We start from the raw sequence: 22,655 nt of genomic DNA on the forward strand, positions 1-22,655 counted from the left end.
CCGAGATATCCGATGACCCAGGCCGCCCTCGCCATGTCCATGGCCGATCCGCTCGACACCCCCGCCGATGCCGGGCTCATGGCCCGCATCGACAGCGCCTGTCAGCGGGTCGCGCCGCTGTGGCCGCTGAAGCACTTCGTCGCGGTCAATCCGTTCCTCGGCTTCACCGGCCAAAGCTTCGCGGCGACCGCCGCCACCTTCGACCGCGTGGTGCGCACGCGCATGCTGATGCCGCGCGCCTATTACCGGCAGGCGCTCGATGACGGCCGGATCGACGATCCCGCGCTGACGCAGGCTCTCATGTCGCATCCATCCATCGGCCTCGACGTCGAACAGCTCAAGAGCAAGGCTCTTGCCGAGGCCGCGCAGTTGTCGCCGCCCGCCGTGGTCGCGACCGTCGCCGAGGTGCTCGACCGGCTCGCCGAGGGCGACCGCTACGTCTCGCTTGTCGCCTTCATGATCGACGAGATCTCGGCCTTCTGCGCCACCTATTTCGACGAGGGGCAGGCGAGCTGGCCGAGCCCAGTGCGCAAGCTCAAGCCCTACGCGGCCTGGCGCAAATTCGCGGCCTACGATCGCAATCCCGAGGCGATGGGCCTTGCGGGATTCCGCAAAGCCGTCGCGGAGCTGCCCGCCGATCCGGTGCAGGCGATCGGCCTGATCGTCGACCGGCTGGGAATCCCGGATCGCGCCGTCGAGGACTATCTGGTGCGGGCGCTGTTCGATCTCGGCGGCTGGTCGGCCTATGCGCGCTATATCGGCTGGAACGCGCAGCTCGACGGCGGGCGAGACGATACTCTGCTGGAACTGCTGGCCATTCGGCTCGCCTGGGGCTTTGCGCTGTTCCAGGCACGGACCGACGAGGCGTTCAAGAAGGCCTGGGCGCAGGCGATGGCCGAGGCGGCCAAGCTGCCGGCCGACCACCGGCTCGAGGAGACGCCCGAGCTTGCGATCGATCTCATTCTGCATGAAGCCTACGAGATCGGGTTCCGCGAGAGGCTCGTCGCGAAGCTCGCCATCCATGGTGCGCAGCGATCGATCACGCAGCTGCCGGCCCGGCCGCTGGTCCAGGCCGCGTTCTGCATCGACGTGCGCTCGGAGATCTTCCGCCGCGCGCTGGAGACCGCCTATCCGGAAACCGAGACAATTGGCTTCGCCGGTTTCTTCGGCTTCCCGATCGAATACGTGCCGATTGGCCACACCAGAGGCGGCGCGCAGTGCCCGGTGCTGCTGAAGCCCGCCTTCATCGTCTGCGAGGCCGTCAAGGGCGCCGACGATGTCGAGGAGGCCGAGGTGCTTGGCCTGCGTCTGCTGCGGCGGCGCGCCGCCAAGGCATGGAAGTCGTTCAAGGTCTCGGCCGTGTCGTCGTTCTCCTTCGTGGAGGCTGCGGGCCTCGGCTTCGCCGCCAAGATCGCGACCGATAGCGCCGGCGTCACACGGCCGGTGCCGTCGCCGGTCGTAGATGGTCTCGATCCGGAGGTCGCCTCGCGGGTGATGCCGCAACTGACGCCCGGCGAACTCGGCGGGCGCGTGACCGGCTTCGACGACGTGCAGCGCGTCGCGATGGCGGAGGCGGTGCTGAAGGCGATGTCGCTGACCGGGCCGTTCGCGCGGCTCGTGCTACTGGCCGGCCACGGCAGCACGACGGTCAACAATCCGCACGCCTCCGGGCTCGATTGCGGCGCCTGCGGCGGTCACACGGGCGAAGCCAACGCGCGTGTCGCGGCAGCCGTGCTCAACGACCGGCGCGTCCGCGAGGGCCTCCGTGCCAAGGACATCGACATTCCCGCCGACTGCTGGTTCATCGGCGCGCTGCACGACACCACCACCGATGCGGTCACGCTGTTCGATGAGGACGACGTTCCGGCGGCGCTCGCGCAGGACCTCGCGCGGCTGAGGGCGCGGCTGACCGAGGCCGGACGGCTGGCGCGGCTCGAGCGCAGCGCGCTGCTCGGCATCCGCGACGCCTCGGATGTCGACGAGGCCGTCGTCGCGCGCACCCGCGACTGGTCGCAGGTGCGGCCGGAATGGGGGCTCGCCGGCAACGCCGCCTTCATCGCCGCGCCGCGCAGCTTCACCCGCGGGCTTGACCTCGGCGGCCGCGTCTTCCTGCACTCCTACGAGGCGGGGCGCGACGAGGGACATCGGACGCTCGAACTGATCATGACGGCGCCGATGGTGGTCGCGAGCTGGATCAATCTGCAGTACTACGGCTCGACCGTGAACAATGCCGCCTTCGGCAGCGGCAACAAGGTGCTGCACAACATCGTCGGGCAACTCGGCGTGCTCGAGGGCAATGCCGGCGATCTCCGGGTCGGACTGCCCTGGCAGTCGGTGCATGACGGCACCCGCTTCATCCACGAGCCGGTTCGCCTGAACGTGTTCATCGCCGCGCCGGAGAGTGCGATGGACGAGATCATGCAACGCCACCAGGGCGTCCGCGATCTCGTCGCCAATGGCTGGGTGATGCTGCATTCCCTGAGCGAGCAGGGCACGACCATCCGGCGGTGCCTACGCCCCGGTCTCTGGAGGGCGGCATGACGCGCTGGCGCGCCTCGCCGTCGGCAAGGCGCGCCGCTTCACATCCTCACAACGTCTTCAGATACTCGATGAGGTCCCAGCGCTCGTCCTCCGAGAAGGCGCCGCCGATGATGCCGTTTGGATAATCCTTGTTGGGCTTCGTCGGGCCTTCGAAGGAATGACCGAGCGTGCTGTTGCCCTTGATGGGCTTGCCGCTCGAATCGCTGGCCATGAACAGCGTCTGTCCGACCTTGCACGCGCTCTCGCCGCCCTTCGGCACGGCGAAGCCGACCGCCTTCGGGTCATAGTCGCGCGCGCCCTGGCAGAACGACGTCGGCCGCTCGGCAGCCGGCGTCAGCAGCCAGTACAGCGATGGCACTGAGCCGTTGTGCAGATAGGGCGCGGTCGCCCAGACGCCGTTGAGCGGGCGGGCGCGATAGCTCTTGCCGGCCGGGTTGGGGCAGTTCCTGCGATCGCCCCACAATGCGGTCCGCTCTGCCTCGGAGAGCTTGCGGTCCTCCATCCATTTGTCACTGGCCTTCTGCACGACGGCCATCAGCGCCAGCGCATAGGGCATGTCCGTGGTCGAGTCCTGCGGCAGGTTGCAACCCTTCAGGTCCTTGGCCGGATCGACCTCGAGAAAGCCTGCCACCTTGACCTTGCGGTTGGCGAGAATGCTCGCCTGTCCAGGGTCGGTCTGCATCGCGTCGACCGGCTTCTGCACGAGGTCGAGGATCGGGCCCTTGGCATTCCAGCCCTTGCTCTCCCAGTCATCGGCCGGCTTGATCTTCCAGAAGCTCTTGTCCGGATAGGTCTTGTCGAACACGGTGTCGGCGACCGGCCCGAGATGGCACTCGACGCAGATCGTTGCATAGAGCTTCCGGCCGCGTTCGACGCGGGCCGGATCGATCTTCCAGGCGTCGTCGCCGGCGAACAGTTTCTCCGGCCATTTCGGCGAGGTCAGCCCGCCGAACGCGGGCGTCGTCGTCGCGAACGGATCGGGACCGCGCAGCATGTTCTCGATGTAGAGCAGATTTTCGATCGCCATCGACGAGCGCCACAGCTTGTCCCGTGCGGTCTCCGGCGAGAGGTTGATCTGTGCAAACACGCCGAGCGCCTCGCCGGCATTGCGGATCAAGGGCTGCGCGATCGAGCCGTCATACTGCGCCCAGGAGAACCACGGCACCGTCCAGATGGGCGGATACGACACCGGCGCGTCGATGGCCTCCTGGTTGCCGAGCATGTTCGGCAGGCCGCTCACGGCCATGTCGAGATAGAACACCTGGTTGCCGATGCGGTTGAGTGCATCGAGCCTGCCGAAGCCTTCCTCGGTCTCGATCTGCTTCTTGGCCTTGATCGTGTCCTTGTAGTTCTTGGCCTGCATGTTGAGCGCGAAGGAGGTCGCGTCCTTCAGCCCCTTCTTCAGGGCGTCGCGATCGGCATCGGTTGCATTGGGCCCAAGCACGCGATCGGCAAAGCGCGAGAAGCGTCCGGGCACGTATTGCGTGAAGATCATCGCAAAACCCATGGCTTCTTCCAGCTTGCGCAGGTCGACCATGCCGGGGCCGCCGTCGAAGCGCACGCTCACGCCTTTGTAGTGAATGCTGCCGGCGTGGCAGGCCGCGCAGGTGAGGCCGATCTTGTCGGATTGCGGCGCACCGGTGGTGGGATCGGCAGCGCCAGTGAGCCGCGCGAAGCCGACCGGCAGGCCGCCTTCATTGCCGGCCGGGGTCGGCTTGAGGCCGGCGGGCAGCGGCGCGGCGGGTTCGGTCTTGGCAGCCGTGGCGGCGTAGCCGAACGGCCGGAGGACGCTTGGGTCGCCGTCGACGCTCTTCGGGCTCGGGATGAAGCCGAAACGTTCGAGATAGGCGCTGTCGGAGATCAGGCCGGGCGCGCCGAACGGCGTCAGATAAGGCTGCTCCATCGCCATGAACCAGGCGTAGGGAATCGGGAAGGTCGCGGTGCCCTGCGTCACGTGGTGAAACCAGTGCCGGTCCTGCGTGCTCCAGCCCTGGTCGAGCCAGTAGGCCGCCTTGGTCGGCTCGGTCTCGGGCAGCGCGGGCGGCACCAGGGCCGCGGCATCGGACGGCAGGATGGAGCGTAGCTTGTCGCTCACCGCGTCCGGCGCGGCCACCCAGAGCAGCAGCAGCGCCAGCGCCGCGGCGACCGCGCCGCCGACGAGCGCCTTGCCGATGCGCCAGACGATGTTCGCGGGCTTGGGTTTGGCCATCAGCCGCGCGGCGATACGCTGCGGCAGGCGACGCTCGACGAACAGCGTGCGGACCTCGGCGACCGAGAGATAGCGGCCATCGCCGTCGCCCTTGCCGAGGATGTTCAGCAGCACCGGCCATTCGCCCTGCATCAGGATCGGGAAGTACCAGCGTGCCTGGTCGCCGTCGCGCGTCAGATTGGCCTTCATGAAGGTCTGGATCTGGGCCGCGTTGAGGCCGCGCTCGGTGCCCCCGTTGGGATCGGGATAGTCGCTGCCAAAGCTTGCGAAGCGGTCGATCTCCTCGGGATGGACCTTGGCCTCGGCGTCGAGGATGCGCGAGCCGCCGCCATGCTTGTCGAGTGGACCGTTGCGCAACTGGTCGAGATCGGCGCCGGACCACAGGCTCTTCAGGAGCCGCAGCGGCGACAGGCCGTTCGCGATCAGCGCCACGCCGAAGGTCTCGATGCCGACGAGCCGCTTCTTGAAGCCGGTCTCGCCGCTTGCCGCCTCGACCCGGTCGCCGATGGTCTTCAGCGGGACGCTGTGGCCGTCGACGAAGCCGCCGGCGACGAGCGCGCGCAGGAAGGGGCACGGGTTGTCGGACGAGACCGGAAGCTGTCCGGGCAGGGCGTCACGGGCGCGGGCGCTGTCTTCTTGCATCGAAGAACATCCTTGGAAAGCACCTGAGTGATGAAAACGAAATCACGCAAACAAACGAAGGCGGCGCCGAATTGCGCCGAGGAACGGGCGGGTCGGCCGCCGTCTGAACGCTACAATGCAATCGTGAATGATTGGAGTAACCCGCCCAAGTGTCAACCTCAAGTGTCAACCTCAAGTCGCGATCGCGCTATTCGCCCGCGAATTTGGCCTTGGTGTCCACGAGGGTGAGCTTGGTCAACGGGATGCCGGCCTTGGTGAGGCCGTCGCGATAATGCGCGATGTCAGCAGGATTGCGCCAGCGGATGTTGCTCAGGAGGCGCTCGATCGTCATCCACGGATGCTGGCTCAAAAGCGCCGCGACGGCCTCGCCGGCTTCGACCGAGCGTCCGAGCTGCGCCAGCGCGGCGGCGCGGATCGCGAGGCACTGAAGATGGTTCGGATTCTGATAGTGCGACTCCCGCGCCCAGGACAGCGAGGCGTCGTACTGGCCGAGCATGTAGTGGCTGAACGCGCTCAGCACCGACCATTGATAGCGCGGATCGCTGTTGCCGCGCTGGGCAGCGACCGAGAACAGCTCGATCGCCTGACGGTGCTCGCCGCCGACGAGATGGCAGACGCCAAGCACGCCGCGCGCACCCATGTCATAGGGATTGAGCTGCAGCGCCTTGCGCGCCGCCTCCATCCCGGCCTCGACCCGGCCCTGCATGGCATGGACATAGGCCAGCAGCGAATAGGAGAACGACGAGCGGGAATCGAGCCGGACGCCGGCCTCGGCCAGCGCCATTGCCTCGTCCCACAGCTCCCGTGAATTCCTGATCCAGCCGAAATGGATGCCCTGCAGCAGGATGGTGCCGAGATAGGTGTGGGCGATCGCGAGACCTGGGTCGATCCTGATCGCCTCGCGGAACAGCGCGATCGAGCTCTCGTAGTCGGCCTTGGTCGGTTGGTAGTAGTGCGACAGCCCGCGCAGGAAGCGGTCCCACGCCGTGAGGTCGGTCGTCTTGGACCGCACCGGCACCGCGGCCTCGGCGCGGTAGATCTCGGGGATCAGCGCGGTGCACAGGTTGGCGGTGATGTCGTCCTGCACGGCAAACAGGTCGCCGATGTCGCGGTCGTAGCGGCCGGCCCACAGCTGCTCGCCGTTCTCCGGCGCGACCAGCTCGGCGGTGACCCTGATCTTGTCGCCGGAGCGCCGCACCGAGCCCTGGATGAGATAGGTCGCATCGATCTCGCGTGCGATCAGGCGGGCGCTCATGCCGGCATGCTTGAAGGCGAAGGTGGAGTTGCGGCTGAGCACCCGGAAGAACGACTGCAGCGACAGCGCATGGATGAGGTCCTCCGCCAGGCCGTCCGAGAAGTACTCGTCGGTCTCGCCGCTGAGATTGGCGAATGGCAGCACGCCGACGATGGCGGTCCGGTATTGCGCCGGCAGGGCCGTGGCGGACCGCTGCTCGCGTCTCTTCTCCGGCGAGGACGGATCCCAGGTCCAGACGTTGATCGTGTCTTCGATGTTCTTGAAGCGGAACGGCCCGCGGTCGACGAAGGTGACCGTGAGGTGCTTGCTGGCTTCCTGGTAGGCCTTGTGGGAGACGGCAATTCCGCCAGGCGGTGCTGCGGCTTCAAGTCGCACCGCAGTATTGACGCCGTCGCCGAATACCTCGTCCTCATCGAAGATGACGTCGCCCATGTTGAGGCCGAGGCGAAACTGCATCACGCGGTCGGCCGGCAAATGAGCATTGCGCTCGGCCATCAGCTTCTGCACCTCGACCGAGGCCGCGATGGCGCCGACGACGCTCGGAAATTCCAGGAGAAACCCGTCCCCTGTGTATTTCACGATGCGGCCGCCGTGATTGAGGATGATCGGGTGGATGGCGCCGCGATGCGCCTTGAACGCGGCATGGGTTCCCGCCTCGTCGGCGCCCATCATCCGCGAGTAACCGACCACATCGGCACAGACAATCGCGGCCAGCCGTCTCTCCATTCCGTCTTTGCTCCCACACACGGCGATACCACGGCAACAGCGGTCGAATCCAATCAATTTGCGGAAGCAATGTGTAGGCCATGTGGCGGGCCGGCACCATGCGGCCCGATTGGCTCAAACCAGCCCGGCCCTGATCAGTCCGTCGCGGTAGTGATCGATATCCTCCCGGCGTTTCCATCGGATGTTCTTGATGTGGCGGTCGAGCGTCAGCCAGGGATATTGCGCGCGCAGCACGTCGACGGCGTCGCCCGCCTGATCGGTCGCGCCAAGCTGCGCCAGGGTCGCCGCGCGGATCGTCAGCGCCTGCAGATGGTTCGGGTAGAGAAACAGCTCCTCGCGGGCCCAGGACAACGCGGCCTCATAGCGGCCGAGCAGGTAGTGGCTGTAGGCGTTCAGCGCCGGCCATTGGTAGCGCGGATCGCTGTTGCCGCGCTGGGCCGCGATCGAGAACAGATCGATCGCCTGCTGGTGCTCGCCGTTGACCATATGGCAAAGCCCGAGCACTCCGCGCGCGCCCATGTCGTAGGCATTGAGCTCGGTCGCCTTGCGCGCCGCCTTCATGCCGTCCTCATGGTCGCCCTGCATGGCCTGCACGAAGGCAAGGATCGCATAGGCGAACGACGAGCGCCCGTCGAGCCGCACGCTGTCCAGCGCCAGATTTTTCGCCTCGTCCCAGAGCTCGCGCGAGCCCTTGATCCAGCCGAAATTGATACCCTGCATCAGAATGGTCGCAAGATAAGCGTGGGCGAGCCCGAGAGTGGGATCGAGCGCAATCGCCTGCCGAAACAGCGAGATGGAGATCTCGTAGTCGGCCTTGGTCGGTCGGTAGTAGTGCGACAGACCGCGCAGGAAGCGGTCCCAGGCGGTCGGGTCGGTCGCCGGCGCACGGACCGGAATCGAGGCTTCAACACGATAGATCTCCGGCATCAGCGCCGCGCATAGGCTGGTGGTGATCTCGTCCTGCATCGCGAAGAGATCACCGACGTCGCCGTCGTAGCGACCGGTCCACAATTGAGCGCCGGTCTCGGGCGCGATCAGCTCCGCCGTCACGCGGAGCTTGTGACGAGAGCGCCGCACCGTTCCCTGAATCAGGTAGGTCGCATCGATCTCGCGTGCGATCAGGCGGGGATTGAGGCCGCGGTCCCTGAAGCGAAACGTCGAGGTGCGGCTCAGGACGCGAAAGAACGATTGCAGCGACAGCGCATGGATCAGGTCGTCCGCGAGCCCGTCGGCGAGATACGCGTCGGCGCCGTCGGAGAGGTTGACGAATGGCAGCACGCCGACGATCGCGGAGCGATATTGCGGCGGCAGGCCGTTGACGCTCGTCCCGGCCCGGATCGCCGTCTCGCTATCCGGCTCCCATGTCCACGCCTGCACCGGCTCCTGAAGGTTCTTGAACTGAAAGCTTCCGGCGCTGGTCAGCTTGATGGGCAGTTGCGGGCCGGCCTCCTCATAAGCCTTGGCCGAGACGGCAACACCGCCCGGGACGGCGATCGATTCCAGATTGACGGCGACATTGATGCCGTCGCCGAAGGCCTCGCCGTCATCGACCGTGAACTCACCCTGATGGATTCCCAGCCGGAAGCGCATGTTGCGGTCGGACGGCAGATCGGCGTTGCGCTCCGCCATCAGGGACTGCATCTCGATCCCGAACTGGATGGCGCTGGCGGCGGTGGCGAATTCCAGCAGAAAGCCGTCGCCGGTGTGTTTGACGATGCGGCCGGCGTGGTTGAGGATGATCGGATGGATGGCGCCGCGATGAGCCTTGAAGGCGGCATGCGTGCCGTCCTCGTCGATCCCCATCATGCGTGAATAGCCGGCGACGTCGGCGCAAAGGATGGCAGCGAGGCGTCTTTCCATCACATCGTGCTCCCGCCTCGCGCATACCACGGCCGAGGCGGCCGAATCCAACGCTTTTCCCGCCGCCATCGGGGCACCTCGCCATGCGGCCCGCTCCGGCCTCCGCGGGACGAGACGGCAATGCCGGGGGCAGTTATGGTTAGACCAGTATTGTTAGGAAATGTTCAATCATGCTCGGCATTCACGATCTGCCTTTGTTTCTCGTCTCGGGGCTGCTGCTCAACATCACGCCGGGTCCCGACACCGCCTACATCGTCGGCCGCAGCGCGCAGATGGGCTGGCGCGGCGGGGCCGCTGCCGCCTTCGGCATCAGCACGGGCTGCCTGGTCCACGTGTTCGGAAGCGCGATCGGGTTGTCGGCGCTGCTCACGGCCTCTGCCACGGCCTTCGCGACGGTGAAATGGGCCGGTGCGGCCTATCTGGTCTATCTCGGCATCACGCAGCTCCTGGCGCGGCGGCCGCACGCCGCCAGGGCGAGTGATGCGACGTCGATGCCGGTGGTGACGCTGCGCCAGGCGTTCTGGCAGGGCGCGCTCACCAACATCCTCAATCCGAAGGTCGCGATGTTCTTCCTCGCCTTCCTGCCGCAATTCGTTGCAGCCGAGGCGCCGCACAAGGCGATCGCCTTCCTGCTGCTCGGCACGATCTTCATCGTCAACAGCACGATCTGGTGCCTCGGCGTCGCCATCGCCGCGGCCCGTGCTGCGCGCCGCTCGTCCGCCGCGCTGCTCTGGCTCAACCGCGCGATCGGCGGGCTGCTGATCTATCTCGGGGTCCGGATCGCGATGCTCGAGGCGCGCTGACTTTACCAGAGCAGCTCGATGACCGCCGTGCCGGCGAGATACAGGCCGAGCAGGATCATGGCGATCAGGAACACACGGCGGAAAGCCTCGGCCGGCAGCCGGGATCGCGCCGCCTGGCCGGCATACATGCCGAGAAAGGCGCCGGCCATCGCGACCGCGCCGGGCAGGGCGGTGGCCGTGCTGAGCAGGCCGGAGCTCGTCAGGTTGAAGGCCAGCGTGACCGTGGCGACCGTGAAGAACACGCCGAGGGCCTGGACCAACTCGTCCTTCTCGAGCCCGATCGCCTGCATGTACGGTACCGAGGGTACGACCTGCACGCCGGTGGCGGCCGAGATCAGCCCGGTGACGAGCCCGACGATGCCGCCGACCCATTTCTCGTGCGGCGGAGCGACCTTGAAGGCGAGCTTGGTGAGGCCGAGCAGGGCATAGAGCATCAGCAAGACGCCGAGCGCGACGTTGCCCCAGCGGGTCGAGGCATGGCTGAGCGCGCCGGCGTTGAGGCAGATGCCGATCGCGGTCCCCAGCATCAGCGGCCACAGGCGCCTGGCGATATCGCGCAGGTAAGGTCCGGCGAAGGTCTGCCAGATGTTGGTGATCACGGCCGGCACGATGACGATGGCGAGCGCGCGGCCCGGCGGCATGGCGACCGCGAGCAGTCCGACGGAGATGGTCGGCAGGCCGAGGCCGAGCGCGCCCTTGACGAAGCCGGCCAAGGTGAGCGCGAAGGCGATGAAGATGAGGATGGGGTCGATCATGGTTGTCACATTGACCAGACTGCGCCGGCGGCACAATGTGGAGGTTACGGAGCAAGCCTTCGTCCAGGACTGAGGCAGGATGACCATGCGTTTCGATCTGGTCGATCTCAGGCTGTTCATTGCCGTGGCCGAGGCCCGCAGCATCACCGGGGGCGCCGACCGGGCGCATCTGGCGCTGGCCTCGGCGAGCGCGCGGATCAAGGGTCTGGAGGACGCGTTCGGCGTCGAGCTGTTCAAGCGCGGCCGGCGTGGCGTGGATCTCACCGCGGCGGGCGAGAGCCTGCTCGATCACGCCCGCATCATCATGGCCAATGTCGAGGCCATGCAGGGTGAGCTCTCGGGCTTCGCATCCGGCCGTCGCGCCAACGTGCAGCTGCTCGCCAATACGGTCGGCCTCGCCGAGCATCTGCCGAAGGCGCTGGCGGCCTTTCTGCGCGAGCATCCCGACATCAACGTCGATGTCGAGGAGCGCGAGAGCACCGAGATCGCCGAGGCGATCGCGTCCGGCCGGGCGGATCTCGGCTTTGCGGCGGAGCACGCGCTGCCCGAGACGATCGAGCGCTTCGCCTTCGGCGAGGACCGGCTGATCCTGGTGGCCGGACGGCGCAGCCCGTTCGCGGCCCGCCGACAGATCGACTTCAGCGAGACCGCGGGGGAGGATTTCATCGGCCTCACGCAGGGGACGGCGCTCAACGTCCATATCGGCCGGCACGCCGCGCGGCTCGGCATCCGGCAGCACGTGCGGGCCAGGCTGCGCGATTTCGACGCGATCTGCCAGATGGTGGCGGCCGGGATCGGCATTGCCGTGGTGCCCGAAGCCGCGGCGCGACGTTGCGCGCGGTCGATGCCGATCAGCCTCGTCGCGCTGCGCGACGCCTGGGCCGATCGGCGGCTGGTGATCTGCGCCCGCAGCTTCAAGGCGCTGCCGCGTCCCGCGAAACTGCTCGTCGAGCATTTGCGCCGGGCCGCCGCGTGAAGCGCCCGACGACAGGCCGGATGTCCGTTCTGCACGAGGCGGGGCCAGGCCGGTGGAGGCGGGATCAGTCCGCGGCCAGCCGTTTCAGCGCCGCTTCGTGGACGCGCTTGTCGCCGGCGGCGACGATCCGGCCGCCGTTCTGCGCCGGGCCGCCTTCCCAGTTGGTGACGATGCCGCCGGCGCCGTTGATGATCGGGATCAGCGCCGCGATGTCGTAGGGCTTGAGCTCGGTCTCGATGACGAGATCGAGATGGCCCGCGGCCAGCATGCAATAGGAGTAGCAGTCGCCGCCATAGCGCGACAGCCGCGTCTCGGCCTCGACCCGGCTGAAGGTGGCGCGATCGGCCTCGTTCATCAGCAGCGGGCTCGTCGTATAGCACACCGCATCCCCGAGACGCTCGCAGCGCCGCACCGAGAGCCGGCGCTCGCCGCCGCCGTTCTTGTAGTTGGCGGAGCCGTTGTCGCCGGCGAAGCGCTCGCCGATGAAGGGCTGGTGCATCATGCCGAACACCGGCGCGCCCTTGTGCAGCAGCGCGATCAGCGTGCCCCAGGTCGGAAAACCGGCAATGAAGGACTTGGTGCCGTCGATCGGATCGAGCACCCAGACGTAGTCGGCGTCCTCGCGCTCGTTGCCGAATTCCTCGCCGACGATGCCGTGCTGAGGAAAGTTCGCCTTGATCAGGCGGCGCATCACCGCCTCGGCGGCGCGGTCGGCCTCGGTCACCGGGTCGAAATCCTGCCGGCTGCTCTTGTTGTCGACCAGCAGCGAGGTCCGGAAGAACGGCAGGATGGTTTCGCCAGACGCGGTCGCCAGACGACCGATGAAGGCGGAGAAATCGATGACCGTCACAGCGCGTCCTTGGGTGAGGGAATCGGGTGGCAATGAGCCGCTATGCCTAGCTCAAAGCGGTTCGGGGTGCATCCGGATATGGAACACCAGCGTGGCATCATGGATACCGTTTGGTGTCCTGCCGCGCTGACCGGGCGCGATTGAGCCGTCGCGGGCCTCTGATGTGAAAGTGAAAGCGAAACCGGCGTCCCTCTCCGATCGTTTGGAATCTCCAATCAAGCCATTGACTTTTATGATGAAAAGCAAAGCTGTTTCGCGCTGAACGCAACCCGGCCTATGTTTTTTTGCATGGAGAAAGGCGGAAAAACCCTTGCGCTTTGTGCAGCGCGATTGCATATTGTTGCGGTGCGGTAGCGCTTCGCGTTATCGCTGCCCTCCTTGGGCGTTTCCTCCCTAGACTTGGGCCGCTTGTCATTCAAGCGGCCCTTTTTTTTGCGCCGGCGCCACCGGCCGGAATCCCTCGGACCGAGGGCGCTGCCCTCTATTCGGCCGCCGCCTGGAAAGGCCCGAGGTCGCCGAGCGGCACCGTCGCCAGCACCTCCGCGAGCACGGCGAGATCGGAAGCGACCTGGGCGAAGCGAGGTCCGCGCTCCCTGCGGCGCTCATCCATGTAGATCGCGCGGTTGAGCTCGATCTGGATCGCATGCAAGCCCGTGGCCGGATTGCCGTAATGCTCGGTGATGAAGCCGCCGGCATAGGGCTTGTTGCGGCCGACCGAATAACCGAGCCGGCCGAGCACGTCCTCGACCAGATCCGGCAGCAGCGACGCGCAGCTCGTGCCGTAGCGGTCGCCGATCACCATGTCGGGCCGGCGCGGCTCGTCGCGCGAGACGCCGACCGACGGCATCGAATGACAGTCGACCAGCACCACGGTGCCGAACTGCTGGTGCACGCGGTTGATCAGCCGGCGCAGCGCGCGGTGATACGGCTTGTACAGCGTCTCGATCCGGTGCAGCGCCTCGTCGACGCTCAGCCGGTCGCGATAGATCTCCTGGCCGTCGCCGACCACGCGCGGGATCGTGCCGAGGCCGCCGGCCACCCGCATCGAGCGGGTGTTGGCAAAGCTCGGCAGCCGCCCGGTGAACATTCGCGGATCGAGCTCATAGGGCTCGCGATTGACGTCGACATAGCAGCGCGGGAAATGCACGCGAACGACCGGAAAGCCGCGCGACAGGAGATCGGCGATCAATTCGTCCATGAACGAATCTTCGGAGCGCCGCAGCGCCGGCAGATCGATTCGCGAGGCCCTCAGGAAATCGTCGGGGTAGGCCGATCCGGAGTGAGGGGAATTGAAGATGATGGGCGCGCGCCATTCGGTCGGCTCCATGATCTCGAACGGCGGCAATTCGCCATCAAAGTCCGTCATCTCTGGGCGCCGTCCCCTTGGTCACGTGCGTCGATGTCACGTCCGTTGATGCGCCGGTATCCTCCGGCCGATTCGCTCTGGACAACGCAGGTACTGCTCTCGCCAACGCGCATCTTCGATAATCCCAGCCGGTCTGCCAAGCGAAAAGCAATGAAAAAGTTCATCCCGCGTTTGGAACAACTCTGAGCTGGCATGCTGCTTCGATCGAAGACCGCGGCTTCAGCCCTCAAAATGCCTTGCCGATGTCGGATCAAAAGGCGCAATCTTTCACCCGAAATTTACCGCCCGTCAGGCTTAGTGGCGGCAACGCTCCGCCTCTCACCCGGACCAGACAACCCCTCGCCATGCACAAAATCCTGCTCGCCGAAGACGACAACGACATGCGCCGCTTCTTGGTCAAGGCATTGGAAAATGCCGGGTTCCAGGTCTCGCCCCACGACAACGGCATGTCGGCCTACCAGCGGTTGCGCGAGGAGCCGTTCGAGATGCTCTTGACCGACATTGTGATGCCGGAGATGGACGGAATCGAGCTGGCGCGCCGCGCCTCCGAGCTCGACCCGGACATCAAGATCATGTTCATCACCGGCTTCGCCGCGGTCGCCTTGAACTCCGATTCGGAGGCGCCCAAGAATGCCAAGGTGCTGTCCAAGCCGGTGCACCTGCGCGAGCTCGTCAGCGAGGTCAACAAGATGCTGGCGGCCTGAGCCGCCGGGGCCGGCGTCGCGAAGTTCAGGATTATTCCCATTTTCGCCTGTTTGCGTCCTTGCCTGCCTGCGTGGGAGCCGATATAGGGACCCCCACCCGACGAGACCTTTTGGGTTTAGGGCACGTAGCTCAGCGGGAGAGCACTACCTTGACATGGTAGGGGTCACAGGTTCGATCCCTGTCGTGCCCACCATCGGCCGAAGCGGCCGGTGACCCAGCTTGGTCTGGTTTTCCGATCGTTGAATATCCTCCCTTGTGAACGCGAGGCGCGCGTGACGATCGCGGGGCGACGCAACCGCGGGCTCCGCCGCCGGCGCGTCGTCGTGACGGCGGCAAGCCGGCTTGAACCGGCCATCCATGACGAGTCTCTTCGGTCAAGTTCTCCGTCATTGCGAGGAGCGTAGCGACGAAGCAATCCAGAGTCGCGCGCGCGACTCTGGATTGCTTCGCTTCGCTCGCAATGACGGCGGTTAGATTGTGATGAGGGCGCTGCGACATGGCTTCGCTGCCTCGCGGCGCATTCTCGCGTCCGAGCTTTGCTGATCGATGTCCCTCTCTTGGAAGAGGGCACGGGGAATGCCGGGCGCTGGCCGCACCCATGGCCCGCCTGCAGAAAAAAAGCAGGCGGCAGTCACCACAGGTTCAGCCGAGATCACCCGGCATTCCCCGCACGATGGTTTTGACGGCTGCTTCGCGATCTCCCCGGTGCGCCGGGCTTTCTGGCCACCGTTGCCCGCGCCGCGCGTGAGCGCCAACGCAAGCGTGACACCAGCGTCGGGGTGTCAGGACCACGCGACTTGACCGTGCGCATCGCCGCCGTTCGTCGGCGTGGAGAACCACGCTGCGACATCGACACGCCCACCGCATCCCGCCTCGACGTTCGTGACGACCGCGAAGCGCCCCTCTTGTGAGACGGGATGGAGAGAGAAGATCATGATTTCTGGAAAAAAGAAACAAAAATCTTCAGGCCGGGAGGGCTGGATAGAGAGATGTGTTTGAACCCGCAGGCGAATGAATTTTTCTGACGGAGGCGTTTTCTTAGAGCGTGGGCTCCGGGTGATGGGCGGATGTGCTGGGCGTACGCGAGTCTCGCAGCAGTGATTTGCCCGTCGGGTCGCGTGCGCTCCTCGCTTTTGCCGATGCGTCGTTTGAAGTTCGTGCCCGGAGAATAGATAGAACCTGGTCCGCCAGCCGAAGCTCGTCACGTGTGCGAAGGTTTCTCAGATCGACGGCGCCTTCATCACCAAGACAGCGAAGAGTCCAGCGGCACGGTGACGAACATGCCGGCTTGGATCTGCCCTTCTGCTATCTCGCCAGCCAGAACAAACAACCGAAGATGCAGGCAGTCGGGGGCCCAGATCACACCCGGCGGCGCCCTTGTAGAAGCTGGGATCGCCGTCGGCAGTCTCGTCGTCGATGGGGTGGGCCGGCCAGAATGATCGGGATCGAATTGGGCGATCGCGTCGGCCGCGATGTCTAAGATCGCGACCAGGGCAGTCGCTTCGTCCAAGGGAGTCCGGATCAGCGGCCGATGTCGTCCCAGGGTGATCATCGTATGGACTCCCGGGTGCTGTTCGTCGGTCGCGTCAAGCGGCAGGCCGCATCATCGGCAACGAGCCTATCCAAAAGCCTGCCGCCGGTACACCATCGGTCCTATCGGATGACGGTTCGAGACGATGCGCAAGGTCAGCAGGGAATGAACATGGACGAGACCCTTTCGATACGGCGCTACATCGCCGCGCCTCGGTCGGCGGTCTATCGAGCGCTGCTCGATCCACGCGCAATTGCAAAATGGAAAGTGCCGGACGGAATGACCTGCGAGGTGCATGCGTTCGACGCCCGTGAAGGCGGCTCGTTGCGGATTTCGCTCACCTATGACGTGCCGACCGGGGCGGGCAAGACGACCGCGCAAACGGACACATATCGCGGTCGCTTTGTGAAGATCGTCCCGAATGAGCAGGTTGTCGAAGTGGACGAGTTCGAGACCACGGATCCCGCGCTGCGCGGCGAGATGACGATCACCATCACGCTTGCCGACGCGGATGGCGGGACCGAACTTCACGCCACCCACGCTGGACTGCCACGCGCGGTATCGCCGACCGACAACGAGACTGGCTGGCGGATGGCACTCGCGAAACTCGCGGCGCTGGTCGAGGCGCGATAAGCCCGGTTTTCCGCTCATGCCCGAGGCAGACATGCGCATGCCGATCATAAGGACATGCCGTCGACGGCAACCGCTGTTCGCCGAAGCAGAGGAAGAAAAAGCCGCTCAGAAAAAGCCGGGGCTCAGATCTGTTCCGTAGGTCAGCGCCATCGCCCCCACCAGCAATATGGCGGCACCGAGCAGCAAGACGTGTTTGAGCAACGCGTGTTTGCTACCCTCGGATGTTTCAGAAAATGCCTTATAAAATACCTTGGTCAGAGCCGTCATTTGCGACCTCAATCTCCTCCCGCCCTGAGGTAGGTCAAGGCAGCAGGCAGAAGGTTCATCGCGGGACAGGCGCTGACCGACAGCAGGCGCGAGAATCCGGCTCTCCGAACGCCGCGCGATCCTTCAGGGCGCGGCAGCGGCAAGCCCGAGCAGGACGACGAATCCGCCGATCGGCGGCAGGTGCCGGACATCGCGATGGCGCAGAACGGTCACCGCTGCCGCGGCGATGATCGCCGATCCAAGCGCCAGGCCGACGATGCGAGCCTGGGGAAGCGCAATCAGAATGGCGGCGACGATCTCCAGCCCGCCGGTCAGTCTGCCCCACCAGGCGGGGTAGCCCCAACGGGCGAAATCGCGCCGTGTGTCGGCCGTACCGACCGCGTTGAAGACGCCGGCGCCGAAGAAGGCGGCGACCAGCAGCCAGATCGAAACAGCGTGCGCCATCTCAAGACACTCCGGTGACCAGGGGCAGGGCCGCCAGGACCATGATCGCGGCCGTGACGCCGTGCATGCCGAAGGCGCTCGTCTTCGAGCCGTTCGCGGCAAGGATGACCAGCATGTCGCCAACTGGAATGACGGCTTCGACCAGCAGGACGAGGCCAACCGCGCCGGAACTACCCCACATCATCAATGCAAGGACCGCCAGGCCCGAGACGATGTCCCTCACGCCCTTGAGCCGCAGCCACCACGCGACGTTGGCGCCGGTCTCGGGCAGTGGCAGCCCGAAACTGCGCATCGCAGTGAACGGGCGAGCAACGTATTGCACCCCAATCGCGATGATCGCGACCGCCAGCAGCAAGGCAAGCCCAAGCGAAAACCAGTGCATGCGACCCTCCGTTCTAACGGCCGTCGATAACCTAGCAACGCTAGGACAATAATCTAGCGTTGCTAGATCATCAAGCGGTGGTATGGTGAGTGCTGTCCGGCGGAGGGCGAGAATCTGGGCATCGCAGAGCGAAAGGGCAGGGCGCGCGCCGAGCGCGAGCAGCACATCGTCGCGGCCGCGCGCGCGATCGCGGAGCGCGAGGGATGGGGCGCGGTGACGATCCGGCGCCTGGCCGACGAGATCGAATACAGCCAGCCCGTGCTCTATTCGCATTTCGAGAACAGGGACGCGATCGTGTCCGCGGTTGCCCTCGAGGGCTTCAAGGAGATCACGGCCGCCCTCGAAGACGCGGCGAGGCAAGCGAGCGCTCGCGGCTCTGCGCTCAAGAATGTCGCTGCGGCCTATCTCGGCTTCGCGCTCGGCCGTCCTGCGCTCTACGATGCCATGTTCGTCCTGCCGACCGATCTGCGGTTCGCGGTGGCGGAGACGAGGCCGGAGCTGCGGGCTGCTTTCGATGCGCTGGCCGCGGTCATCGCGCCCTTCTGCAAGGATGCCGCGGTCGTCACCGAGACGTTCTGGGCGGCCCTTCATGGCCTCGCCGCGCTCGAACGGTCAGGACGTATCAGGCCCGCCGCGCGCGACGAACGTATCGCACGTGTCGTGCGGGCGATCGCGGGGGCTGGAAGCCGCGCACCAGCTCGCGGCTGACGCAGTCAATGTGCGTGAGATACGGTCACGCGCTGAGACCAGATGAACATCGCAGGACGCGTGAGAAAGACGTCGGCTCACGAGGTGTCGACCGGAGCACGCGCAGGCCGACAAATGTGCTTCAACTTCAGCTCAGCTGAGGCGGACTAACGGGCGCGCCGCGCTCGCTTCAGCTCGGCGACCTGAAACTTGCCGCCGGCCAAGAGGCTGCTGCAATGCAGCCAGACCTTATTGCGATCCCAGCCCAGGAACGCCTTGGTCTCCGCACAGTCCGCATAGTGCTTGTATCTGAGCGTGTCGCTGCAGGTCGTATCGAAATGTGAGAATTCCTGGCCCGACAGGCTGCATCCGACCCAAGGCGCGTTGCCGGACTTGAAGCTTGTCTCGCAGCCGCCGTTGCAACCAGTGGCAGCTCTCTCCAGCCTGGCGAACCTGGCTTCCACAGAGCCTGGCGCAGCCGACGGCGATTGCGTGGCCTGGGATGCGGCCTGAGCGACTGGCCGTGCCCGGCGCGACGTCACCGCGCCGGCTGCGTGCTGCGGCCGATAGGGCCGTACAGCCTGCTTGGGTGCATCGACCGTGATATCGGGAAGCGTGGAGCTTTTGGTGGGCTGCGCGACCGCCGGGCTGCAGAACAGCATCGTCGCCAACACAGCAACAAATGACGGCGCGACGACACAAGACGACAATCGCATGACAGCGTCCTTCCAGGGCGGGCCAGCCGCCAGATGCATCTACTTGACTGCCATTAGATACCTATCACGCGTTCGGGAACTTGGCTACTGATAATGAGAAAGATTCTCGCTCGCGGTTGCCGCCAGCATCGTTGCTGATCGCATGCGGACGAGTTGCTCGAGCGTCGGCCCATCAGCGGACCGGCAAGTTTCGGATTGCAATCATCGTTCTGAAATTGTGCGTTATCGATTTTCAATTTTAAATTGATCATTCTTCGACCGCTGTGTTCGTCGGCCAGCGCCGCCCGGCGGCCCGTCAGACCACAGGGAATCGGGTTGGAAGTTCCTATGGAGCGGCTGCGACCGAAGCTGCTAGAACCGGCGCATTCATGAGGACAGAACGATGACAAGCAAACGCGTGGTGTTCACCGGCGGAACAGGCAAGGCGGGCCGGCATGTGCTGCCACATCTGCAGGGCAAGGGCTACGAGCTCCTCAACGTCGATCTCAAGCCGTTCGATCACCCCGGGATCAACACCCTGATCGCGGATCTGACGGACAGCGGCCAGGCCTTCAACGCGCTGACCACGCATTACGGCTTCGGCGGCTTCAACGCCGGCCGGCCGCCACGGGCGCCGGATGCGGTGGTGCATTTCGCCGCGATCCCGCGCGTGCTGATCGAGCCCGACAATGAGACCTTTCGCGTCAACACTGTCAGCACCTACAACGTCATCGAGGCTGCGGCGAAGCTCGGCGTACGCAAGATCATCATCGCCTCCAGCGAGACAACCTATGGAGTCTGCTTCGCCGAGGGCGACAAGGACTTCAGGAGCTTTCCGCTCGAGGAGGACTACGACACCGACCCGATGGACTCCTACGGCCTGTCCAAGGTCGTGAACGAAAAGACCGCGCGCGCCTTCGCCATGCGCTACGGCATCGACATCTACGCACTCCGCATCGGCAATGTCATCGAGCCGCATGAATACGACATGTTCCCGCGTTTCCTCGCCGACCCGCCGTCGCGCAAGCGCAACGCCTGGTCGTATATCGACGCGCGCGACCTCGGCGAGATCGTGCATCTGGCGATCCAGAAGGATGGTCTCGGCTTCCAGGTCTTCAACGCGGTGAACGACACGGTGACGGCCAATATGCCGACGCGCGAATTGCTGCAGCGCTATTGCCCGAAGACTCCGATCACCCGCGACCTCGGCGAGCGCGAGGCGCCGCTGTCGAACAGGAAAGCGCGCGAAGTGCTCGGGTTCAAGGAAGAACATGATTGGCGGAAATATGTGAAGGCGGGATAGCTCATCGAGTAGGGCGGATTAGCGCAGCGTAATCCGCCTTCTTCCGCTTCGGCTGCTGCAATATGGACGGCCATTCGTGCGCGAGGCGGCGGATTACGCTGCGCTAATCCGCCCTACGGAACGTCACGCCATCCGCCGACGGATTGCCAGCATCGCAAGAGACAGCACGATGGTGCCGACGATGAACACGGCCGCGGCGGACACGATCGCCGGGCTGATGTTCTCGCGGATGGTGGCGAACATTTGCCGCGCCAGGGTGCGCTGGTTGGGGCCGGCGACGAACAAGGTCAGCACGACCTCGTCGAGCGACGTCGCGAAAGCGAACAGGGCGCCGGAGATGATACCGGGCAGCGCAATCGGAAACGTCACCGTACGCAGCACCACGGCGGGCGAGGCGCCGAGGCTCGCGGCGGCGCGCTCGAGCTGGAGATCGACGCCCTGCAAGGCCGAGGAGACGTTGACGAGCACGAACGGCACGGCGACGACGGTGTGCGCGATGATGACGCCGAGATAGGTGTTGGTGAGCCCGTAGCGCGAAAACATCAGCTGCATGCCGACCCCGAGCACGACCGCCGGCACCACCATCGGCAGCAAGAACACCGTGCGCAGCGTCGAGACCAGCAGCGAGGCGCGTTTGCCGCGCAGGCCGAGCGCGGCCAGCGTGCCGAGCAGCGTTGCGAGGGCTGTGGTCCCCGAGCCGATCAGCAGGCTGTTGACGATCGACAGCCGCCAGGATTCGGCGGTGACCAGCTCGCGAAACCAGCGCGTCGAATAGCCGGGAATGGGATAGTTCAGGAACACGCTGTCGGTCAGCGACAGCGGCAGCACCGCGATCAGCGGCCCGAGCAGGAACACGACGACGGCGATCGCGAACAGCAGCTTGACGACCGGCAGGAGCTTCATGCGTGCTGCTCCTCGGCCGAGGTCAGCCGGATGTAGACGGCATAGAGCAGGATGGTCATCGCCAGCAGGACGAGGCCGAGCGCGCCGGCCATGCCCCAGTTCGCCGCGCCAGTGGCGTAATAGGCGATCACCGAGGAGATCATCTGGTCGTTGGCGCCGCCGATCAGCGCGGGGGTGATGTAGTAGCCCAGCGCGGCCATGAACACGAGCAGCGCGCCGGAGACGACGCCGCGCATCGACAGCGGCAGCAGCACGTGGAGGAAGGCGCGCAGCGGATGCGCGCCGAGCGATGCCGCCGCCGGCATCAGGTTGCGCGGGATCGCGATCAGCACGCTGAAGATCGGCAGCACCATGAACGGCAGCAGCACATGCGTCATGGCGATGACGACGCCGAGCCGGTTGAACATCAGCGGGACCGGACCGGAGGTCAGGCCGAGCCCCCTCAGGGTCGCGTTGATCAGGCCGTTGTCCTGCAGCACGACGTACCAGGCCGCGGTGCGCACCAGGAGCGACGTCCACAGCGGCAGCAGCACGGCGCCGAGCAGCGCCTGCCGGCGCCAGCCTTCCACGGATGCGGCGACCATCGCGTAGGGCAGGCCGATCAGGATGCAGGCCAGCGTCACCAGCGCCGAGGTCACGAAGGTCCGGATCATGATCAGGCGGTTGGCCGAGCTGCCCTCCGGCATCGCGGCGATATCGCCGGCGGCGTCGCGCTCGAGGTCGACCGCGGCGAGCAGGTTCTTGTCGGTCCAGGGCGAGGCGACAGCGTCGGCGATGGTCATCCAATAGGATGTCTCGCTCCAGCGCGAATCGATCGCGGCGAGGTCGGCCGCGCCGTCGCCGCCGAGCGCGCGGCGGGTCTTGCCGAGCAGGCTGCGGAAGCCGGACTGCGCGCTGTTGAGGCGGCGCACGAGATCGCCGAACTGCTCGTCATTGGTCAGCCTGCGGATGTCGTCGACGAACGCGGCCTGCGCCGCTGCAGGAGGCAAGCTGGTGCGGTCCCAGCGCGCCAGCGCCGTGTGGGTGCGGGGCAGGGACTCGGTCGCGACCGGATCGGATACCGCCGACTTCATCATCGTCACCAGCGGCACGACGAAGAACGACAGCATGAACGCCAGCAGC

At 65.7% G+C, this 22,655-nt stretch carries 20 protein-coding genes and 1 tRNA gene; 8 read left to right on the forward strand and 13 right to left on the reverse strand.

Features of this window, described 5'->3' with window-relative positions; all coding sequences use genetic code 11:
• Positions 1-12 precede the first annotated feature (12 nt).
• Positions 13-2,541 carry a YbcC family protein gene (locus tag ACQR1H_RS05255; protein WP_434907246.1) on the forward strand — a complete coding sequence of 843 codons (2,529 nt, stop codon included), beginning with the start codon at positions 13-15 and terminating at the stop codon, positions 2,539-2,541.
• 46 nt (positions 2,542-2,587) lie between these two features.
• Here ACQR1H_RS05255 and ACQR1H_RS05260 read toward each other — a convergent pair whose 3' ends face one another.
• From ACQR1H_RS05260 to ACQR1H_RS05270, 3 genes are all read right to left on the reverse strand, one after another.
• Complete coding sequence (locus ACQR1H_RS05260; RefSeq protein ID WP_316217173.1) at positions 2,588-5,392, reverse strand: di-heme-cytochrome C peroxidase; 2,805 nt, start codon at positions 5,390-5,392, stop codon at positions 2,588-2,590.
• Between the two features lie 187 nt (positions 5,393-5,579).
• Positions 5,580-7,373, reverse strand: a complete 1,794-nt coding sequence (locus ACQR1H_RS05265; RefSeq protein WP_315801827.1) for an adenylate/guanylate cyclase domain-containing protein — start codon at positions 7,371-7,373, stop codon at positions 5,580-5,582.
• Between the two features lie 114 nt (positions 7,374-7,487).
• A complete protein-coding gene (locus ACQR1H_RS05270; RefSeq protein ID WP_315801828.1) occupies positions 7,488-9,233 on the reverse strand; it encodes an adenylate/guanylate cyclase domain-containing protein in 1,746 nt (581 codons plus the stop codon).
• 170 nt (positions 9,234-9,403) lie between these two features.
• Between ACQR1H_RS05270 and ACQR1H_RS05275 the strand changes: the two genes are divergently transcribed.
• Positions 9,404-10,036, forward strand: coding sequence for a LysE family translocator (locus ACQR1H_RS05275; protein ID WP_434907247.1), 633 nt, complete (start codon positions 9,404-9,406; stop codon positions 10,034-10,036).
• A gap of 2 nt (positions 10,037-10,038) precedes the next feature.
• Here the strand turns inward: ACQR1H_RS05275 and ACQR1H_RS05280 are convergent, their stop codons facing one another.
• A complete protein-coding gene (locus tag ACQR1H_RS05280; RefSeq protein ID WP_315801830.1) occupies positions 10,039-10,791 on the reverse strand; it encodes a sulfite exporter TauE/SafE family protein in 753 nt (250 codons plus the stop codon).
• Positions 10,792-10,876: 85 nt separating this feature from the next.
• On the opposite strand from ACQR1H_RS05280, the gene ACQR1H_RS05285 reads away from it, so the two are divergent.
• A complete protein-coding gene (locus ACQR1H_RS05285; protein ID WP_315737053.1) occupies positions 10,877-11,767 on the forward strand; it encodes a LysR substrate-binding domain-containing protein in 891 nt (296 codons plus the stop codon).
• A gap of 64 nt (positions 11,768-11,831) precedes the next feature.
• Here ACQR1H_RS05285 and hisN read toward each other — a convergent pair whose 3' ends face one another.
• Both hisN and ACQR1H_RS05295 read right to left on the reverse strand, forming a co-directional pair.
• Positions 11,832-12,617 (reverse strand): histidinol-phosphatase, encoded by a 786-nt coding sequence (gene hisN, locus ACQR1H_RS05290; protein ID WP_315801831.1) that lies wholly within the window; start codon positions 12,615-12,617, stop codon positions 11,832-11,834.
• 481 nt (positions 12,618-13,098) lie between these two features.
• Complete coding sequence (locus ACQR1H_RS05295) at positions 13,099-13,983, reverse strand: N-formylglutamate amidohydrolase (protein ID WP_315801832.1); 885 nt, start codon at positions 13,981-13,983, stop codon at positions 13,099-13,101.
• Positions 13,984-14,327: 344 nt separating this feature from the next.
• Between ACQR1H_RS05295 and cpdR the strand changes: the two genes are divergently transcribed.
• Together cpdR and ACQR1H_RS05305 are read left to right on the forward strand one after the other, a co-directional pair.
• Complete coding sequence (gene cpdR / locus ACQR1H_RS05300; RefSeq protein WP_006610087.1) at positions 14,328-14,687, forward strand: cell cycle two-component system response regulator CpdR; 360 nt, start codon at positions 14,328-14,330, stop codon at positions 14,685-14,687.
• A 119-nt stretch (positions 14,688-14,806) separates the two neighbouring features.
• Positions 14,807-14,881: transfer RNA gene (locus tag ACQR1H_RS05305), tRNA-Val, on the forward strand.
• A 1,047-nt stretch (positions 14,882-15,928) separates the two neighbouring features.
• Here the strand turns inward: ACQR1H_RS05305 and ACQR1H_RS05310 are convergent.
• A complete protein-coding gene (locus ACQR1H_RS05310; protein ID WP_434907248.1) occupies positions 15,929-16,240 on the reverse strand; it encodes a hypothetical protein in 312 nt (103 codons plus the stop codon).
• 3 nt (positions 16,241-16,243) lie between these two features.
• Here ACQR1H_RS05310 and ACQR1H_RS05315 point away from each other — a divergent pair, with 3 nt between their 5' ends.
• Positions 16,244-16,852: an SRPBCC family protein gene (locus ACQR1H_RS05315; RefSeq protein ID WP_434907249.1), complete on the forward strand. Its 609-nt coding sequence runs from the start codon at positions 16,244-16,246 to the stop codon at positions 16,850-16,852.
• A gap of 105 nt (positions 16,853-16,957) precedes the next feature.
• Here the strand turns inward: ACQR1H_RS05315 and ACQR1H_RS05320 are convergent, their stop codons facing one another.
• From ACQR1H_RS05320 to ACQR1H_RS05330, 3 genes are all read right to left on the reverse strand, one after another.
• Positions 16,958-17,119, reverse strand: coding sequence for a hypothetical protein (locus tag ACQR1H_RS05320; protein ID WP_434880454.1), 162 nt, complete (start codon positions 17,117-17,119; stop codon positions 16,958-16,960).
• A gap of 123 nt (positions 17,120-17,242) precedes the next feature.
• On the reverse strand, positions 17,243-17,563 hold the full coding sequence (locus ACQR1H_RS05325) for a DoxX family protein (protein WP_315801845.1): 321 nt from the start codon (positions 17,561-17,563) through the stop codon (positions 17,243-17,245).
• A 1-nt stretch (position 17,564) separates the two neighbouring features.
• The gene (locus tag ACQR1H_RS05330; RefSeq protein WP_315801846.1) at positions 17,565-17,945 is read right to left on the reverse strand and encodes a DUF4267 domain-containing protein; all 381 of its coding nucleotides are present in this window, start codon (positions 17,943-17,945) and stop codon (positions 17,565-17,567) included.
• A 114-nt stretch (positions 17,946-18,059) separates the two neighbouring features.
• Between ACQR1H_RS05330 and ACQR1H_RS05335 the strand changes: the two genes are divergently transcribed.
• A complete protein-coding gene (locus ACQR1H_RS05335) occupies positions 18,060-18,653 on the forward strand; it encodes a TetR-like C-terminal domain-containing protein (RefSeq protein WP_315802160.1) in 594 nt (197 codons plus the stop codon).
• A gap of 146 nt (positions 18,654-18,799) precedes the next feature.
• Here ACQR1H_RS05335 and ACQR1H_RS05340 read toward each other — a convergent pair whose 3' ends face one another.
• Entirely contained in the window at positions 18,800-19,348 is a 549-nt protein-coding gene (locus tag ACQR1H_RS05340; RefSeq protein ID WP_434846702.1) for a hypothetical protein, read from the reverse strand.
• A 382-nt stretch (positions 19,349-19,730) separates the two neighbouring features.
• On the opposite strand from ACQR1H_RS05340, the gene ACQR1H_RS05345 reads away from it, so the two are divergent.
• The gene (locus ACQR1H_RS05345) at positions 19,731-20,630 is read left to right on the forward strand and encodes an NAD-dependent epimerase/dehydratase family protein (RefSeq protein ID WP_315801848.1); all 900 of its coding nucleotides are present in this window, start codon (positions 19,731-19,733) and stop codon (positions 20,628-20,630) included.
• A gap of 123 nt (positions 20,631-20,753) precedes the next feature.
• On the opposite strand, the gene ACQR1H_RS05350 is transcribed toward ACQR1H_RS05345, so the two are convergent.
• Together ACQR1H_RS05350 and ACQR1H_RS05355 are read right to left on the reverse strand one after the other, a co-directional pair.
• Positions 20,754-21,533 carry an ABC transporter permease gene (locus tag ACQR1H_RS05350; RefSeq protein WP_434907250.1) on the reverse strand — a complete coding sequence of 260 codons (780 nt, stop codon included), beginning with the start codon at positions 21,531-21,533 and terminating at the stop codon, positions 20,754-20,756.
• Positions 21,530-22,642 (reverse strand): ABC transporter permease, encoded by a 1,113-nt coding sequence (locus ACQR1H_RS05355; protein WP_315802161.1) that lies wholly within the window; start codon positions 22,640-22,642, stop codon positions 21,530-21,532. Before ACQR1H_RS05355 ends, ACQR1H_RS05350 begins: the two co-directional genes overlap by 4 nt.
• Positions 22,643-22,655: the final 13 nt, after the last annotated feature.

Source organism: Bradyrhizobium sp. HKCCYLRH2015, from assembly GCF_051168215.1.
Classification (GTDB): Bacteria; Pseudomonadota; Alphaproteobacteria; order Rhizobiales; family Xanthobacteraceae; genus Bradyrhizobium.

Excerpts from the sequence above, each read along its gene's own strand:
- ACQR1H_RS05255 (WP_434907246.1), top strand. The coding sequence starts at position 13 with ATGACCCAGGCCGCCCTCGCCATGTCCATGGCCGATCCGCTCGACACC.
- ACQR1H_RS05260 (WP_316217173.1), bottom strand. The coding sequence starts at position 5,392 with ATGCAAGAAGACAGCGCCCGCGCCCGTGACGCCCTGCCCGGACAGCTT.
- ACQR1H_RS05265 (WP_315801827.1), bottom strand. The coding sequence starts at position 7,373 with ATGGAGAGACGGCTGGCCGCGATTGTCTGTGCCGATGTGGTCGGTTAC.
- ACQR1H_RS05270 (WP_315801828.1), bottom strand. The coding sequence starts at position 9,233 with ATGGAAAGACGCCTCGCTGCCATCCTTTGCGCCGACGTCGCCGGCTAT.
- ACQR1H_RS05275 (WP_434907247.1), top strand. The coding sequence starts at position 9,404 with ATGCTCGGCATTCACGATCTGCCTTTGTTTCTCGTCTCGGGGCTGCTG.
- ACQR1H_RS05280 (WP_315801830.1), bottom strand. The coding sequence starts at position 10,791 with ATGATCGACCCCATCCTCATCTTCATCGCCTTCGCGCTCACCTTGGCC.
- ACQR1H_RS05285 (WP_315737053.1), top strand. The coding sequence starts at position 10,877 with ATGCGTTTCGATCTGGTCGATCTCAGGCTGTTCATTGCCGTGGCCGAG.
- ACQR1H_RS05295 (WP_315801832.1), bottom strand. The coding sequence starts at position 13,983 with ATGACGGACTTTGATGGCGAATTGCCGCCGTTCGAGATCATGGAGCCG.
- cpdR (WP_006610087.1), top strand. The coding sequence starts at position 14,328 with ATGCACAAAATCCTGCTCGCCGAAGACGACAACGACATGCGCCGCTTC.
- ACQR1H_RS05310 (WP_434907248.1), bottom strand. The coding sequence starts at position 16,240 with ATGATCACCCTGGGACGACATCGGCCGCTGATCCGGACTCCCTTGGAC.
- ACQR1H_RS05315 (WP_434907249.1), top strand. The coding sequence starts at position 16,244 with ATGGACTCCCGGGTGCTGTTCGTCGGTCGCGTCAAGCGGCAGGCCGCA.
- ACQR1H_RS05320 (WP_434880454.1), bottom strand. The coding sequence starts at position 17,119 with ATGACGGCTCTGACCAAGGTATTTTATAAGGCATTTTCTGAAACATCC.
- ACQR1H_RS05325 (WP_315801845.1), bottom strand. The coding sequence starts at position 17,563 with ATGGCGCACGCTGTTTCGATCTGGCTGCTGGTCGCCGCCTTCTTCGGC.
- ACQR1H_RS05330 (WP_315801846.1), bottom strand. The coding sequence starts at position 17,945 with ATGCACTGGTTTTCGCTTGGGCTTGCCTTGCTGCTGGCGGTCGCGATC.
- ACQR1H_RS05340 (WP_434846702.1), bottom strand. The coding sequence starts at position 19,348 with ATGCGATTGTCGTCTTGTGTCGTCGCGCCGTCATTTGTTGCTGTGTTG.
- ACQR1H_RS05345 (WP_315801848.1), top strand. The coding sequence starts at position 19,731 with ATGACAAGCAAACGCGTGGTGTTCACCGGCGGAACAGGCAAGGCGGGC.
- ACQR1H_RS05350 (WP_434907250.1), bottom strand. The coding sequence starts at position 21,533 with ATGAAGCTCCTGCCGGTCGTCAAGCTGCTGTTCGCGATCGCCGTCGTC.
- ACQR1H_RS05355 (WP_315802161.1), bottom strand. The coding sequence starts at position 22,642 with ATGCTGTCGTTCTTCGTCGTGCCGCTGGTGACGATGATGAAGTCGGCG.